General features: G+C 41.8%; 16 protein-coding genes. 2 read left to right on the top strand and 14 right to left on the bottom strand.

Translation table 11 applies throughout. The annotated features are described in order from the left end of the window. Nucleotides 1–3: 3 nt before the first annotated feature. The 10 genes from HC175_RS03705 to HC175_RS03660 form a co-directional block, all read right to left on the bottom strand. Entirely contained in the window at nucleotides 4–504 is a 501-nt protein-coding gene (locus HC175_RS03705; protein ID WP_168137176.1) for a F0F1 ATP synthase subunit B, read from the bottom strand. An 89-nt stretch (nucleotides 505–593) separates the two neighbouring features. Then, a complete protein-coding gene (gene atpE, locus HC175_RS03700) occupies nucleotides 594–791 on the bottom strand; it encodes an ATP synthase F0 subunit C (protein ID WP_029036344.1) in 198 nt (65 codons plus the stop codon). A gap of 43 nt (nucleotides 792–834) precedes the next feature. Further along, nucleotides 835–1,947: a F0F1 ATP synthase subunit A gene (atpB, locus tag HC175_RS03695; RefSeq protein WP_168137175.1), complete on the bottom strand. Its 1,113-nt coding sequence runs from the start codon at nucleotides 1,945–1,947 to the stop codon at nucleotides 835–837. A 107-nt stretch (nucleotides 1,948–2,054) separates the two neighbouring features. Beyond that, complete coding sequence (locus HC175_RS03690) at nucleotides 2,055–2,432, bottom strand: hypothetical protein (RefSeq protein WP_168137174.1); 378 nt, start codon at nucleotides 2,430–2,432, stop codon at nucleotides 2,055–2,057. Between the two features lie 23 nt (nucleotides 2,433–2,455). Further along, nucleotides 2,456–2,692 (bottom strand): AtpZ/AtpI family protein, encoded by a 237-nt coding sequence (locus tag HC175_RS03685; RefSeq protein ID WP_317172076.1) that lies wholly within the window; start codon nucleotides 2,690–2,692, stop codon nucleotides 2,456–2,458. After that, nucleotides 2,646–3,068, bottom strand: a complete 423-nt coding sequence (locus HC175_RS03680; protein ID WP_168137173.1) for a bactofilin family protein — start codon at nucleotides 3,066–3,068, stop codon at nucleotides 2,646–2,648. The genes HC175_RS03685 and HC175_RS03680 overlap by 47 nt, the downstream gene beginning before the upstream one ends. Then, nucleotides 3,068–5,599, bottom strand: a complete 2,532-nt coding sequence (porW, locus tag HC175_RS03675) for a type IX secretion system periplasmic lipoprotein PorW/SprE (RefSeq protein ID WP_168137172.1) — start codon at nucleotides 5,597–5,599, stop codon at nucleotides 3,068–3,070. Before porW ends, HC175_RS03680 begins: the two co-directional genes overlap by 1 nt. A gap of 224 nt (nucleotides 5,600–5,823) precedes the next feature. Next, entirely contained in the window at nucleotides 5,824–6,141 is a 318-nt protein-coding gene (locus HC175_RS03670) for an antibiotic biosynthesis monooxygenase (protein WP_168137171.1), read from the bottom strand. Then, complete coding sequence (locus HC175_RS03665) at nucleotides 6,141–6,881, bottom strand: ABC transporter ATP-binding protein (RefSeq protein ID WP_168137535.1); 741 nt, start codon at nucleotides 6,879–6,881, stop codon at nucleotides 6,141–6,143. The genes HC175_RS03670 and HC175_RS03665 overlap by 1 nt, the downstream gene beginning before the upstream one ends. A 1-nt stretch (nucleotide 6,882) precedes the next feature. After that, a complete protein-coding gene (locus HC175_RS03660; protein ID WP_168137170.1) occupies nucleotides 6,883–8,367 on the bottom strand; it encodes a DUF5687 family protein in 1,485 nt (494 codons plus the stop codon). 92 nt (nucleotides 8,368–8,459) lie between these two features. Here HC175_RS03660 and HC175_RS03655 point away from each other — a divergent pair, with 92 nt between their 5' ends. Then, the gene (locus HC175_RS03655) at nucleotides 8,460–9,512 is read left to right on the top strand and encodes a ferredoxin--NADP reductase (RefSeq protein WP_168137169.1); all 1,053 of its coding nucleotides are present in this window, start codon (nucleotides 8,460–8,462) and stop codon (nucleotides 9,510–9,512) included. A gap of 111 nt (nucleotides 9,513–9,623) precedes the next feature. Here the strand turns inward: HC175_RS03655 and HC175_RS03650 are convergent, their stop codons facing one another. The 3 genes from HC175_RS03650 to HC175_RS03640 all read right to left on the bottom strand — a co-directional run bounded on the left by HC175_RS03650 (nucleotide 9,624) and on the right by HC175_RS03640 (nucleotide 12,328). Then, complete coding sequence (locus HC175_RS03650) at nucleotides 9,624–10,673, bottom strand: glycosyltransferase family 9 protein (RefSeq protein ID WP_168137168.1); 1,050 nt, start codon at nucleotides 10,671–10,673, stop codon at nucleotides 9,624–9,626. Between the two features lie 9 nt (nucleotides 10,674–10,682). Then, the gene (locus HC175_RS03645) at nucleotides 10,683–11,294 is read right to left on the bottom strand and encodes a DUF4254 domain-containing protein (protein ID WP_168137167.1); all 612 of its coding nucleotides are present in this window, start codon (nucleotides 11,292–11,294) and stop codon (nucleotides 10,683–10,685) included. 110 nt (nucleotides 11,295–11,404) lie between these two features. Beyond that, nucleotides 11,405–12,328, bottom strand: coding sequence for a DUF6427 family protein (locus tag HC175_RS03640; RefSeq protein ID WP_168137166.1), 924 nt, complete (start codon nucleotides 12,326–12,328; stop codon nucleotides 11,405–11,407). A gap of 40 nt (nucleotides 12,329–12,368) precedes the next feature. Here HC175_RS03640 and HC175_RS03635 point away from each other — a divergent pair, with 40 nt between their 5' ends. After that, the gene (locus tag HC175_RS03635) at nucleotides 12,369–12,599 is read left to right on the top strand and encodes a DUF6341 family protein (RefSeq protein WP_168137165.1); all 231 of its coding nucleotides are present in this window, start codon (nucleotides 12,369–12,371) and stop codon (nucleotides 12,597–12,599) included. Here HC175_RS03635 and purD read toward each other — a convergent pair. Next, a complete protein-coding gene (purD, locus tag HC175_RS03630; protein WP_168137164.1) occupies nucleotides 12,596–13,867 on the bottom strand; it encodes a phosphoribosylamine--glycine ligase in 1,272 nt (423 codons plus the stop codon). The two genes, HC175_RS03635 and purD, sit on opposite strands and share 4 nt — an antisense overlap. Between the last annotated feature and the right edge of the window lie 24 nt (nucleotides 13,868–13,891).

Here is a 13,891-nt window from a genome sequence, read left to right as displayed (position 1 = left end):
TTCTTAGTTTAAAGTAACATCATCAAGCATATCCTCAACCAGCTTTTCCTGCTTTGCTTTGGTAGAGAGTTCTTCTCTTACCACTTTTTCAGCGATCTGAACTGACAGCGTAGCCACCTGATTTTTGATATCGGCAAGGGCTGCGTTCTTTTCTGTCTGAATAGTCGCTTTCGCCTGCTGGATCATCTTCTCCCCTTCTCTTTGCGCATCTTCCTTAGCTTCAGAAATCATTTTTTCTTTGATCTGTCTTGCTTCCTTGATCATGTTGTCACGTTCAATACGAGCTTCCTGAAGTAATTTTTCATTTTCGGCCTGCAGATTCTGCATTTCTTTACGAGCATTCTCTGCGGAATCTAAGGCTTCCTGAATCCCCTGTTCCCTTGCATTAAGAGCATCTAAAATGGGTTTCCATGCAAACTTTTTCAGTAAAAGTACCAGCACAACCAGGATGATGATCTGCCAGAAAAACAATCCAAAAGAAAAATCGTTGACTAACTTTTCCATATTCTATCTAATTTCTTCTATTGTTTAATTTTTTAATAATTCAAGCCTTGCAGCCAACCGCTGCAAAGCTTGAAGTTCTTTCTGATTGATTAAACTGCGAAAAGAGCAGCAAAAGCAACACCTTCCAAAAGTGCAGCGATGATAATCATTGCAGTTTGGATTTTACCGGCAGCTTCTGGCTGACGTGCAATTCCTTCCATTGCGGCGCTACCAATCTTACCAAGACCAAAACCGGCTCCAATAATAATTAAACCAGCTCCAATCAAATCTAAATTTAAGGCTTCCATACTTATTTATTAAAAATTAAACTTACTCTTAAAAACGTTAATGCTATAGTACCGGGATGTCTTCGTTGTCGGCAGGATGATGATCATCATGTTCCTCAACGGCCATTCCTATATAAAGGGCACTTAATAATGTGAAAATATAGGCCTGTAGAAAAGCAACCAGCAATTCTATTACAGAGATAAAAATTGTAAACCCAAAGAAAGCAGGTCCTGCAATCCAGTTCTGGAAGACCACGATCAAACCAAGCAGCGTCATTACAATTACGTGACCTGCCGTCATGTTCGCAAAAAGTCGGATCATAAGGGCAAATGGCTTGGTGAACATTCCCAGCACCTCGATTGGAGCAAGAATGATCTTCATTGGCACAGGCACACCTGGCATCCAAAAAATGTGTTTCCAGTAATCTTTATTTCCGCTGAACTGTACTATGAAAAAAGTGATGAGTGCCAGCGCAAAAGTAACAGCAATGTTACCAGTTACATTCACTCCAAGCGGGGTCATTCCCAATAGATTCAGGATCCAGATAAAGAAGAATACTGTTAAAAGGAAACCTGTATATTTTCTGTAGTTTTTCCCAATATTTGGCTTTGCGATATCATCGCGAACATAAAGCACAAGTGGCTCAAGCACACGTCCAAATTTCTTTGGAATTGCTCTGTTCTTATAGGTCTTTGCGAGTTGGGTGAATAAAATGAACATTAACAATCCAACCAACATCATCGTTAGGACGTTTTTAGTAATGGAGAAATCCCAAGGTCTCTCATTAGCAGGAAAACCAGCTTCGCTATAAGTAATGGTTCCTTCAGCATCAGTTTTGTAGATGTGAGAGTGGTAGAGGCGGTAGTGTTGCCCATCAACCTCAACGATATCTTCCCCGTGGTGAAATTTCCCTGAAGAGAAGACTTTAAGTCCGTCATCCCACAGGATAACCGGCAGCGGAAAACCATAATGTGCACCGGTTTCTCCATCTGAAAAGAAATTCACATAATATGAATCGGCAAGGTGATGATCAATATAATCCTGTATCTCTTCTTCAGTATTGACCTTTGCATCGCCTCCTTCCTGAGGCTCTTTAACACTAAATGCCTGAGAGTTCAAACTCACAAACATTAAAAGACAGGCTAATAAAAACTTCGCAACGTTTTCCTTTTGCATTTTCCGGGTAAATTACAGTCCTTTAATTTGGCTGCAAATGTACATAATTATATAAAAAAAAGCAGCCTATGTTTCTTAATTGTTTTTTTAAGGAAGATTACCCGTAATTACTTGTCTTTAGAGAAGTTAGTGCGATTAAGGATCTTGGAGATGTAGATGATTTCAACTACTACACATAGGGCGTAAGGAACAAAATAATGCAAAAAGACAGATTTGTCTAAAATGAAATCAGAGGTCTTTATCAGGTAGAAGAAGATTCCCAGCTTCACCATTCCGCTTATAAGGAAGATGAAGCCCAATTGCTCCTTCAATTGTTCGCTTGCCAGGATCATGCTAGCCGTGAATAAAAGGGTGATCCCTACATTGAACTTATATGCAAAGTTTACGAGTTCCAGGGAACGATCGGGATACAGGTAGGTGAAGGTTGCATAATGCAGTCCATAACTTATCCCTGCAGCAAGAAACAGCAGGATCGAGAACTTCAAAAGATCTTTAAACAACAGGGAATTCAACTATTATAGCGTTTGAGCTGTTTTAAAACCACATATACTGAGGCCACCAAACCAAAAAGAACAAAGCCAATGGTGAACCAATTCTTGTCCATAGGGTATTTCTCGTCCAGCTTTTTTCCTATCCAGGCACAAATAAAAATAGTCGCCCCCATTTGGAAAGCGATGCCTGTAAAGATGGCCCAGTTTTTAAGCTGACTTTTCTTGCTGTTGTTGTTTTCTTTCTCCTCTTTCACTGTGGATAGCTTTTACTCCACCGCGCATGGCACAGGTTGCATTAAACGTTGCTCCCGGCTCTACGGCAAGTTTTGATACTGTCGCTTCTCCTTCAATAAGTGCGGTACTTCTAAGACTAAGGGTTCCGGAAATCTTTAATATGCCTGTAAATTTACCTTCAATATCGGCATTTTCACATTCCAGCTCACCATTCACAAATCCGTCCTTGCCAATCACCACTTTTCCAGGTGTTTTCACCTTGCCTTCTACACAGCCATCAATGCGAAAACAACCTTTAGCTTCAATGTTGCCAACGATCTTTGTTCCTGGTGCTATCTTATTCTGTTCCTTATTGTTTTCGGTTGCTGATTTTGCCTTTTTCTCCTGATTAAACATTACTGTGGGGGGGTGTTTAATGAATTTAAGTAGGTTTCTATGTTCTTATGGATCTGAGCGATCCGGTAATTTGGGGTCGAAATATAGAAATAATTTTTGTCAACTACATTCTTTTTATTCTCTGCCAGCTTCTTTGCGAACGATTCTGCAGCAGCTGAAGAATCAAATCCGTGCAAGACCACAAAATCCTGTTTCTCATTATAAACATCTACAGACACTTCCAGCCCTACGCCCTCTTCCTCTATAACTGCGGAAATTTCCTCTCTCACCCGAACTACGTTCTCTTTAGATTCATTTTCAAAAGGATAAATAAGCTTAAAGGAAGTGGCTGTGTCATCTTTAGTAAATTCTGATGCAGAAAGGGAAGGCAACGCCTGTGCAACAAGTTCCTGTGCCTTTTTTCCTTCAATGGACTGGGGGTAATTAAGAGCAACATAATTAAGGCTCTCCCTGTACCTCTCATATCCATAGAGCCTGCCTTCAGCCATAGCTTTGAGCAATTCCAGTTTAGGTACTATTTCATCTCCCGTGTATTGAACTATGAGTTCTCTGCTTTCTGAAATAACAGCTTGATATTCCTGATTTTCATACCTCTCATACAGATCTTCGTATACAGCAGTGGGATTATTCTCATCCTGAAGCAAACTCTCCGGATTTTTCAGAATTGCGGCATAACGAGAATTGGGATGTTGTACCAAAATGTCATTTTTGACAGCCTGTGCACGGGCAGTTAACCCCAGGTCGACATAGATCTTGTACAGGTTGTAAAGTGCGGGAAGCAGGAGTCTTTCTTCCGGCTCATTATCCAGTAAAAATTCCAGCTGCTCTGCAGCAAGTTCATTTTCCCCAAATTTTTCCCTGTAAATCAATCCTAACTGGTAACTGGCAAAATTAAGATCGCTCTTAAGACTGTCAATAACTACAGGATCTTTTGGAATGGCCTTGATATAAGTCTCAGGATTAAATCTTGGATCCTTTTCTACAATTTCAGCAATCGCAATTTCGTCTAAAGCTGAACCCTGGCTTCCGGTTCTACGGGTCCTCCAGCCATCTACCAGCTCCCTGTCTCCCCAATTTCTAAAAAATTCCTGCTTCCCATAAGCAACCGCGGTTGGGTTATAGAAGTAAAAGGAAGATCCGGGATTAGGAACCCCGGGCATAGATGGACGTTTGTTTTCGAAGAAGTTTTGAGCAGCGGCCTGTTGTTCGGGCTTCTGAGCCTCACTCGTTGCCTTCTCCCGAAGTTCATTCGTATAATTTGTAAAATATTCCAGTTGCTTTTCTTCTGAAAGTGTAGTGAGATATAAAATGCTATCGGCAGTGCTCGCCATGTTCTCATAATAGATCACATCATCCAGGTTATCTCTCTTTCTTTTTATAAGTCTGAATTCCCTGCTGGTTTGTGGTAGCTTTAAAAGAGTACTGTCATAATAGGCACCTGCGACTTCATATTGGGCAGCGTCAAAATTGATATTTCCCAGCGTTTCATAATCCAGTGACTGTAGATAGGAATTACTGGAGGGAATTTTGAGGGACCGGTTGTAATAATCCACTGCAAGTTGAGTGGAATCCTGTTGATAATAAAACTCTGCAAGCTGAAAGTATATTTTGTCGAGGTAAGGCCTGTTTTCTCTGTCTTCGGCAAGTCCTATGAGTTGCTCCAAAACTTCAGCTTTACTACCAGCTGTTACGTTTTGATATTCTATCTGTCTTATCAGGGCATTGACAAGATATACCCTTGGGATTTTCCGATTCAGGTCCACAACTTTCTCAAAGGCAAAAGTGGCGCTGTCGGGTTTTCCCAGCACATCATACAGCTGCCCTGTAATATACCAGTAACGGCCTTTTTTGTCATCGAAGTCTGTGAGGCGAGCAGCATTTTTAATATGAGCAACGGCACTGTCCTGTGCTCCAATGTTAAGATAAGCCTGTGCCAGCATGGCAGAGGCTTCTGCCCTATTGGCTTTTTCCAGTCGCTCTGCCTTAAGTATTTTTTTCAGATTTCTAATGGCAACCTCATCAAACTCCAGGCGCATATTCGTCTTTTCCCGCCATATCCTGGCCTCATTGATCGTATTGCTAAGTGGATATTTGTGAAGAATGTAATTGAAAGCCTCAAGGGCGGGTACAAATCTCTGGTCAAAGTAGCGTGCCTTTCCCAGGAGAAGGTAAGCCTCATCTATCTGCGGATTTTTCTCACTTCCTTCAATTAACATGGAATGTCGCTGAATGGCTTTTACTGCCTTCTCTTCGGCAACAAGGAAATTAGGATTGATATTTTCTCCCGGTGCCATTACCTCTTCTCTTACCTGCATTCGCTCCACAGGCAAAATACTCCAGTAATTATCAAAATAATTTTGATTCAAGGCCTCAACGCCCAGATCTAAAGCAAGATTTCCGTTATACAGGGTATTATATTCGGCAGTCACGGCATGCCAGTTGCGGTTAAGAAAGGTGTTTTTCTTTCTTGAGCAACCTGTTATTGCGATCAACAGGAGTATAAGGGCAGCAGCTTTTATAAATACTTTCAAATCAGCTAATTCTTCTTATTGCAATAACTATGGAGTACAGCAATTATTATTGCAGAAGGTAAAAATAGTTAATTTTTTCTGGCTGCTCGTGTGGCTCTGCGGAATATTCTTCAGCAGCACATTCCCTTCAAAAAGTTATTTTTTCCGAGCATTTTTGTCAGCTGCTGAAGGAAAATCCTGGCAACTTCCAACAGGGGCCTAAGTGCCTGCTGGCTGGCAGTAGATTATTTCCCGGTAGTGTAAATCAAGTGAGAATGCCTCACTTTTTCATCAAAGTGAGATAAGAGCGCCCTGGCCTCTTCAGGAATAAAGGCTGTCTCAAAATCTTCCCCGGTAAGTTTTTTAACGGCGGCCAGGTCGCTGAACCAGATCATGGTCGTGAACTCCACCTCTTCATCGATTTCCCTTTGCAGGAGCTGCACTCCCTTGAAGTCCTCGCCGCATTTCCCTTCAATGTCTTTAAAGATTTTGGAGGTCAAAAGCTGCTCATAGGCTGCTGCATTCTCTTTGCTTGTATACCCATGCCAAATTCGCGCAACCATTAGCTGTTCTCGGTACTTGTAGATTCCTTAACCTCACTGGAGAAACCTCCCGCAAAATATTGTTCAAGTTCTCTTAGAGTGGCTTCAGAAGTTTTAATGTCATTCACCACCAGTCCTTTATCCAGCACCACGATCCTCTCACACACTTCGGTGACATGAATGAGGTCATGACTGGAAATTAAAATGGTCATTTCAGAATTTGAAGAAAGCTCCTTAATAAGTGATTTTAGTCGAATTTGAGTGGTAGGATCCAGATTAGCAAAGGGTTCATCCAGAATAACGACTTCAGGATCTCCAATTAATGCCGCTACGATCCCCACTTTCTTCTGGTTTCCTTTAGAAAGGTCTCGCAGATACTTTCTGCGCCCTAAGATCTCTCCGTTAAAGAATTCCTCAAAATTGGCTAAAAACGCAGAAACATCAGCTTTGTTCCTGTTTCTTAGTTCTCCCACAAAAAAGAAGTATTCCTCGGGGGTAAGGTAGCCAATAAGGAAACTTTCATCAATAAAGGAAGAGGTGAATGGCTTCCAGGTCTCACTCTGGCTAACGGTGATCTCATTATTAAAGACATTGCCGGTAGTGGGCTGAATCAAGTCCAGCAACAGACTGAAAAAAGTGGTTTTTCCAGCTCCATTATTTCCCACCAGCCCAAAACTTTGTCCTTTTGGAATTTCCAGGTGTTCTATTTCCAGAACTTTCGTGCCGCTATATACCTTCGTAAGATTTGTAACTGTGATCATGTTATTCTCCTGTTTGTTTAAAGCCATTGATCATGGCGTATTTATTTTTTTGGTAAGACTGGGCCACCATTTCCATTATTGATTTTCTCAAAATGAGTCCCAGTAACCCCAATCCTGCAAGTACCAGTACTCCTACTTCAAAAGAAACGAATTTGTTGACCAGCCAGAACAGTAAAATTGGTACAATTAACAGTGGTAAACCTACAAGCCATTGAGCCGCTCCTGTTCCCTGATAGTTCATAAAAGGGCTTTTCTCAAGGTCGATCCTTTTCCGGTTAAAAGAACCTGCGAAAAGTAATACTGGTACATTGATCCCAATATTATAGATCGCACATGCCAGGTTAATCACAAGGATCTTCCAGCCAAAGAATACATACGGAGTCGTTAAAATAGTCAGCACCACGATGCTAAAGGTTATCAATGCAGCTTTAGCAGCGAGATATTGCTTAAGCGGTATGTTCTGGGACATCATCATGGAATAATAAGAAGAATCCCAGGCGGGAATGAACTGCCCAAAATTGATCATAAAGATGCCGGTCATAAAGATCCCGACAAAAACAAAAATGGCGGGCATGCTCTGGTAATTTTCCTGCGGATAAAATATCATTCCGTAGCCCATGATGAGCAGAGAAATGAAAATAAGGGTCTTAGGTCGTTTATTTCGCCAGATTAGCTTTAGATCCAGCTGAAGAAAGGGCGCAATGTTACCAAACTTCCGAAGCCATTGAAAATCCTGAGATTTGGCTTCCTGAGTTTTTCCCTTTAAAGATTCATCTAAATAGAATCTGCTTTCCAACACTTTTTGATTCCACTTAAAAAGCACAAAGATCAATATCACTGGAAGAAGAGCCAAAAATGGCATTTTAAGCACCTCATTCAGACCATCTGCAAACAAACCAGTAATGCTGAAAACCCCCAGTCTCTCCAGCGTATAAAATATCAGAACTATAACAAAATAAGGCAATAAGGCCTTGAGATCATCTGCAAACTTCTTCTTTAAGAGGAAGTTAATGAAGTTGATATTCAGAATAAGCGCATATACAGCAACCGTCCATCCAGCCATGGAAAGAGGAGAAATTCCGGTTTTATATTGAGTAAAGACAGCAAAAGGAACTACAAGCAGTAAAGGCAGGAAATTGAAGAATGAAAAGAATGACCTTAACAGCACATAATTAACCACCTTTCGCTTGGCTATGGGTACTGCGAGAAGAGGCCTTATGCTCACAACCGGCAAAGTTTGCAGCATAAACCTCATAACCAGCTCCAGGGCGAGATAAACAAGTACCCATTCATTGACGATCTGTAGAGGTTCCTGCCCTGGAAACGCCTCGTTCAAAAGTGGATACAGCCCAATTCCCAGGAAAAGAAAAACAATGGAAAAATAAATAGCGATGAAGCCCATAAAAATCTTTAAGCCCAGGCTCTTGCCAAAGCTGGCAGATCTTGTAAAGGCTTTCCATTGCAGGGAAATGAAGTGTTTAAACATGCTTGTGATTTATATTACAAGTGTTGAAATTTACGATTTTGTTACAGAAATTAATTCTCATACTTTGTACTTTTGCGCCAAACACCCAAAAAATGAGCAAATTCTTTCCGCTAAGGATCAAAAATGTAATTAGGGAAACAGAGCAGGCCGTTAGTCTCGAATTTGAAATACCGCAGGAATCAACAGCTGAATTCAACTTTAAAGCCGGCCAGTATGTTACTGTGAAGGCCAAGGTAGACGGCAAGGAAATACGCAGAGCGTACTCCATTTGCACTCCTCCAGGAGAAAACACCTTCAGAGTAACCGTGAAGGAAGCGAAAAACGGAACTTTCTCTGTACTTGCAAATAACAAATTAAAGGCTGGTGATGTTCTAGAAATTCATCCTCCCGAAGGAAAATTCATTTTTGAACCCGTAGATGACGGGCATCCGCATACTTATGCTGCTTTTGCTGCCGGCAGTGGAATTACTCCGGTTCTGTCCATTCTAAAAACCGTGCTTCAGAAGGAAAAGCATAGCCGCTTTGTTCTGATCTATGGCAATCGCACTCCAGATGACACCATCTTCTTCAAAGAATTACTGGAGCTGCAAATGCAGCATCCCGACAGGTTATTCATTGAATTCATATACAGCCGCACCAAAGAAGAAGATTCTCACTACGGAAGAATAGATGAAAGCACGGTAAATTACGTCCTGAAAAACAGGTTCAAAGACACCAGCTTTACCAGGTTCTATCTGTGTGGGCCTGAAGAAATGATCAATAATGTTACCGAGATCCTTGCAAAGAACGACATCAGGAAGGAGCAGGTTCTTTTTGAACTGTTTAGTACTGAAGTTGAAGGAGAAGTAAAATCGGATCTTGCAGGAGACACAAATCTCACTATTAAAGTGGACGAAGAGGAAATGAACCTCTCCATGCCTAAAAATATGACCGTGTTGCAGGCTGCTCTTGATAATGGTATTGATGTTCCATATTCCTGCCAGGGCGGGATATGCAGCAGCTGCGTCGCGCGCATCATCGAAGGCACTGCCGAAATGGAAAAAAATTCCATTCTTGTGGACAGCGAGATCGAAGAAGGATTGATCCTCACCTGTCAGGCACATCCTACTTCTTCTACCTTAAAGGTAGATTATGATGATGTGTAGATAACAAATTTGAGATCTGAGATCTTCACGAATTAGAAGAGGCTTCAAAAATGTCATTTTTGAAGCCTCTTCTAATTTTATATGTCTGAAGTTTAGCGCTTCCTGAAATTTCTAGGAATAATTCAGATGAAGAACTTCTTTTATTTTTTGAACAACGCTTTGAGAAGGGATGCTCCTCATCACATTTTCATAGCCCTGCGGCACGTCCTTGCCGTAAATGGACGTTGGAATAGCTGGATATTTCTTAAGGTCGGGAATGAGGAAATTGGAAGCAGGCTGCCGAAAGGGTGCAAAACCGGTATAAGGATGTGTAAGGCCCCACAGGGTGATCACCGGAATATCAAAATTTGCAGCTAAATGTCCGTTCCCACTGTCCATTGCGACCATGGCATCAAGGTTGGAAATAAGAACGAGCTCCTCTTCAAAATCCAGTTTAGCTGCAACAGAACTGCAATTAGCAAATTCTCTTTGCCAGGCAGCTAATTTCGCAGCCTCTTCTTTTCCTCCTCCAAATAAGAACACCCTTAAATTTTCCACTTTTTGGAGCTCCTGCAACACCTCTTTCATGAGATCTTCGGGATAGGCTTTGGGCGCATGCTGTGCAAAGGGAGCGATTCCCAGCCATTTCCCGGTTTTTTCTCCTGTAAATTCTTTTATTCTGGCATTGAGCTGCTGCTTCGGAAGCAGAGAAACCTCCTCAAGATTCAGTGGGAAACCCAGCTTTTCAAAAACCTCAACATATCTTTGGGGCGTAGCCTTCAGCTGTTTAAAGATTTTATTATTGTGGCGGGTGAGGGCTTTCTTCTCTTTCCTGCCCTTGTCAAGTTGTTTGACCGGCAGGCCCTTCAGCTTAAAAAGAACTTTGAGAAAATTTGATCGCAGTACATTGTGAAGATCGGCAACTGCATCTATTTCGAGGTCAATTAGTTCAGAAGAAAGCCTTCTCAAGCCCGTGATCCCTTTATGCCTTCCTTTTACATCGGCTTCAAAAACCTGGATATTATTCAGCGAGGTGAACAGGGGAGCAAAAAATCTACGGGTAAGGACCGTGATCTTTACATCGGGATATTTTTCAGTCAACGCCTTGAGCACCGGCACAGTCATGGCCACATCTCCCATTGCCGAAAGCCGAATGACCAAAATGTGCCGAGGTCTTACCATTCAAAAATGTTATTTTTTAGCTCCTCTTAGAACCGGGTTCAGTTCATCATCGTTGTACATCTTCATTTGCTTGTACACCTTCATATATTTGTCACCATTTGCAATGTCTTCAAGCAATTGATTGATCGCGGTAGAAAGATCAACCCGCTGTTCCAACAGCACATCTAGCTTCGCCTGGCACTTTATCATATGCTCCTGACCTGCATCAACACGATTTGCCTCTTCATTCATATGGTAGATCTTGAGTGCCAGAATCGATAATCGATCAATGGCCCAGGCCGGACTTTCAGAATTAATGGTGGCATTGGGTTTAGGTTGTACCTCCTTGTACTTGTCCAGGAAATAACTGTCAATATACTCCACCATATCTGTGCGATCCTGGTTTGAAGCATCGATCTGCCGCTTTAACTTAAGGGCTGCTACTGGATCGATCTTTGGATCTCGAATGATGTCTTCATAATGCCACTGTACGGTATCGATCCAGCACTTTCGGTACAACAAATGCTCCAGCAACTGCTGGTTTTCATTGTAAGGATTGTGAAATTCCTGCCCTACTGTATTGATCTCGTGATACTTTTCTATTACTTCCTGAAAGATATGATTGGCTTTATCTGAAAACATGTGCTCTTATTTTTTCGGCTTCTTCGGAAGAAAACCGGCTGTTCAACATTTCGCGCAAAGGTACCGGATTTTTAACTTTTTTGAAGCATAGTGGGAAAACTTCTGAAGCTCTAAAAAATCGACAGCAGCAGCACCGGAAGCAGTACAATGAGGAGCAGCAATATTTCTTTGAACCATTTATCATTCATATGTTGAAAATAATTGGTCACCACAATTGCCAGAGGCGCAAAAAAGAAAAGTAATTCACTTCCATTCTTGGTAGGCGCAAGCACACCAGCAGTAATAGCTACTCCCGTACACAGCAGGATGAGAAAAAGCGAAGATTTGGAATTGGCACTCGCTTTTTGAATGATCAACATATAGAAAAAGGAAGACCACAAAGTCAATGCAAACAGAAAGGCCGCCGGAATAAGTAATATAGGCTGCCGGTAGGCATCAAAATTAAAGCTGCTTGACTGGTACCAGTCAGAAAAGGTATAAAAAGTGTCGGTAAGCAACAGGTCTGCACTGGTAACAATAGACAGCAGGGTCAATAAAGCGATCAAAGGAACCAGCCAGTTTTTAAAGCGATGTCCCACGTGAACCAGGATCCCAAAGTACACCACAAATAAAAATAAAATGCTCCAGAAGTAGAAGAGCGAAGCTACTCCCACCCAAAAGGTTGCATCAAAGATCTTCTGAACTATTTCCCGTTGAGATTTAAGAGAAAGGATGCGGCGAAGGGACAATAAGAGGAACAGATTTGCTAAAATAACATCATTGTTCTTTAAGGCGGCCGCAAACATACATAGGAAGCCGGCAAAAAGTACACTCTTATAAGCGTTCCGTCCAGTTAACTCATTTCTGCCCGAAATGAAGTTGAGAATGAATACACTGAGTACCAAAACTACGAGCATACCCAGTTCCTTGAAAACCACACCAACAGGGGCAGAAAGAAAAAGACTGAAATTAGCAGCAACGTAAAAAAAAGTAAGATATACGGCAACTATGATGAAGTTTATAGGCCGGGAATTGCTAAAAAAGCTTGTTAGCATTAGTGTTTTTTATATTTTTGCGAAGTTAAATATAACTACTATGAGGGATTTTTTCGAAGGGATACAGACGATTTTTGAAGATTACCTGTTCGCGCCATTCAAGGCTTTGGCAGACACAGAACTGGATAGCTGGTGGTTAGCCAACCTGGTAAACTGGTTATTTATCATAATAGCTTTTGCTGCTTTTATATACTGGATGAAGCAGTTAAAGAAATTCAACGACCGCAATGAAGAAAAACGCGAGACTTCTGCACATTCTTTCCTGAGCTAGAGGTCAAAGCCAATATCTTTTCTATAATACATCTTATCAAAATAAAGTTTTTCGGCATTTTGATAAGATTTTTTTATGGCCTCTTGAAAATCCTCCCCAAAAGAAGTGATTGCCAACACTCGGCCGCCATTGGTAACAATCTTTCCGTCCTTTTCTGAGGTGCCCGCGTGAAAAACAGTGGAATCCTGCACTTTCTCAAGACCTTCGATTTCCTTCCCTTTTTCATAGGCTTCCGGATATCCACCAGAAACCAGCATCAAAGTGGCTGCAGCATGAGGAGTAACCTCAACTTCAACCTCATCTAATTGCCCCGAAGCGACCTTCTGAAACACCTCTACAAGATCGGATGTTATTCTGGGGAGTACTACCTCGGTCTCAGGATCTCCCATTCGCACATTGTACTCGATGACGTACGGCTCCTCTCCCACTTTGATCAAACCAATAAAAACGAAGCCTTTATAATCAATTTCTTCAGTTTCAAGTCCTTTAATGGTAGGCTTAACAATTCTGTTTTCCACCTTTTCCATAAAGGCCTCATCGGCAAAAGGAACAGGTGAAATTGCACCCATGCCTCCGGTGTTCAGCCCAGTGTCACCTTCGCCTATTCTCTTATAATCCTTAGCGGTGGGTAAAATCTTATAATTTTTTCCATCGGTGAGAACAAATACGCTCAGCTCTATGCCATCAAGAAATTCCTCAATAACAACAGTATTCCCAGCCTCACCAAACTTATTGTTGGTAAGCATATTTTCTAGCTCGTCCTGGGCCTCCTCGAGGGAGTCGAGAATTAAAACCCCTTTCCCGGCGGCAAGACCGTCAGCTTTTAAAACATAAGGTGCTTTTAAAGTGGTTAAGAACTTTTTTCCTGCTTCCAGACTTTCAGCCTTAAAACTCTCGTAAGCTGCAGTGGGAATGTTGTGCAGGGCCATGAATTCCTTTGCTCTTTCTTTGCTGCCTTCCAAAAGTGCCCCTCGTTTTGAAGGGCCAATTACTGCAATATGCTTTAGTTCCTTATCTGCCTGGAAAAAATCCACGATCCCCAGCACAAGTGGATCTTCGGGACCAACAATAAGCATTTCGATTTCCTCTCTCAGCACCAGTTCCTTTACCGCCTCAAAATCTGTTACTGCTATCGGTATATTCGTTGCGATCCTGGCTGTACCTGCGTTGCCGGGCGCTACAAACAGTTTTTTGCAGTGACTGCTTTGAGCGATCTTGAAAGCGAAGGTGTGTTCGCGGCCACCCGAGCCGAGGATAAGAATATTCATAGTTGGTATTTTCTTTCTTGCTTC

Source organism: Salinimicrobium oceani (assembly GCF_012037645.1).
This window is presented reverse-complemented; position numbering and strand designations above follow the sequence as displayed.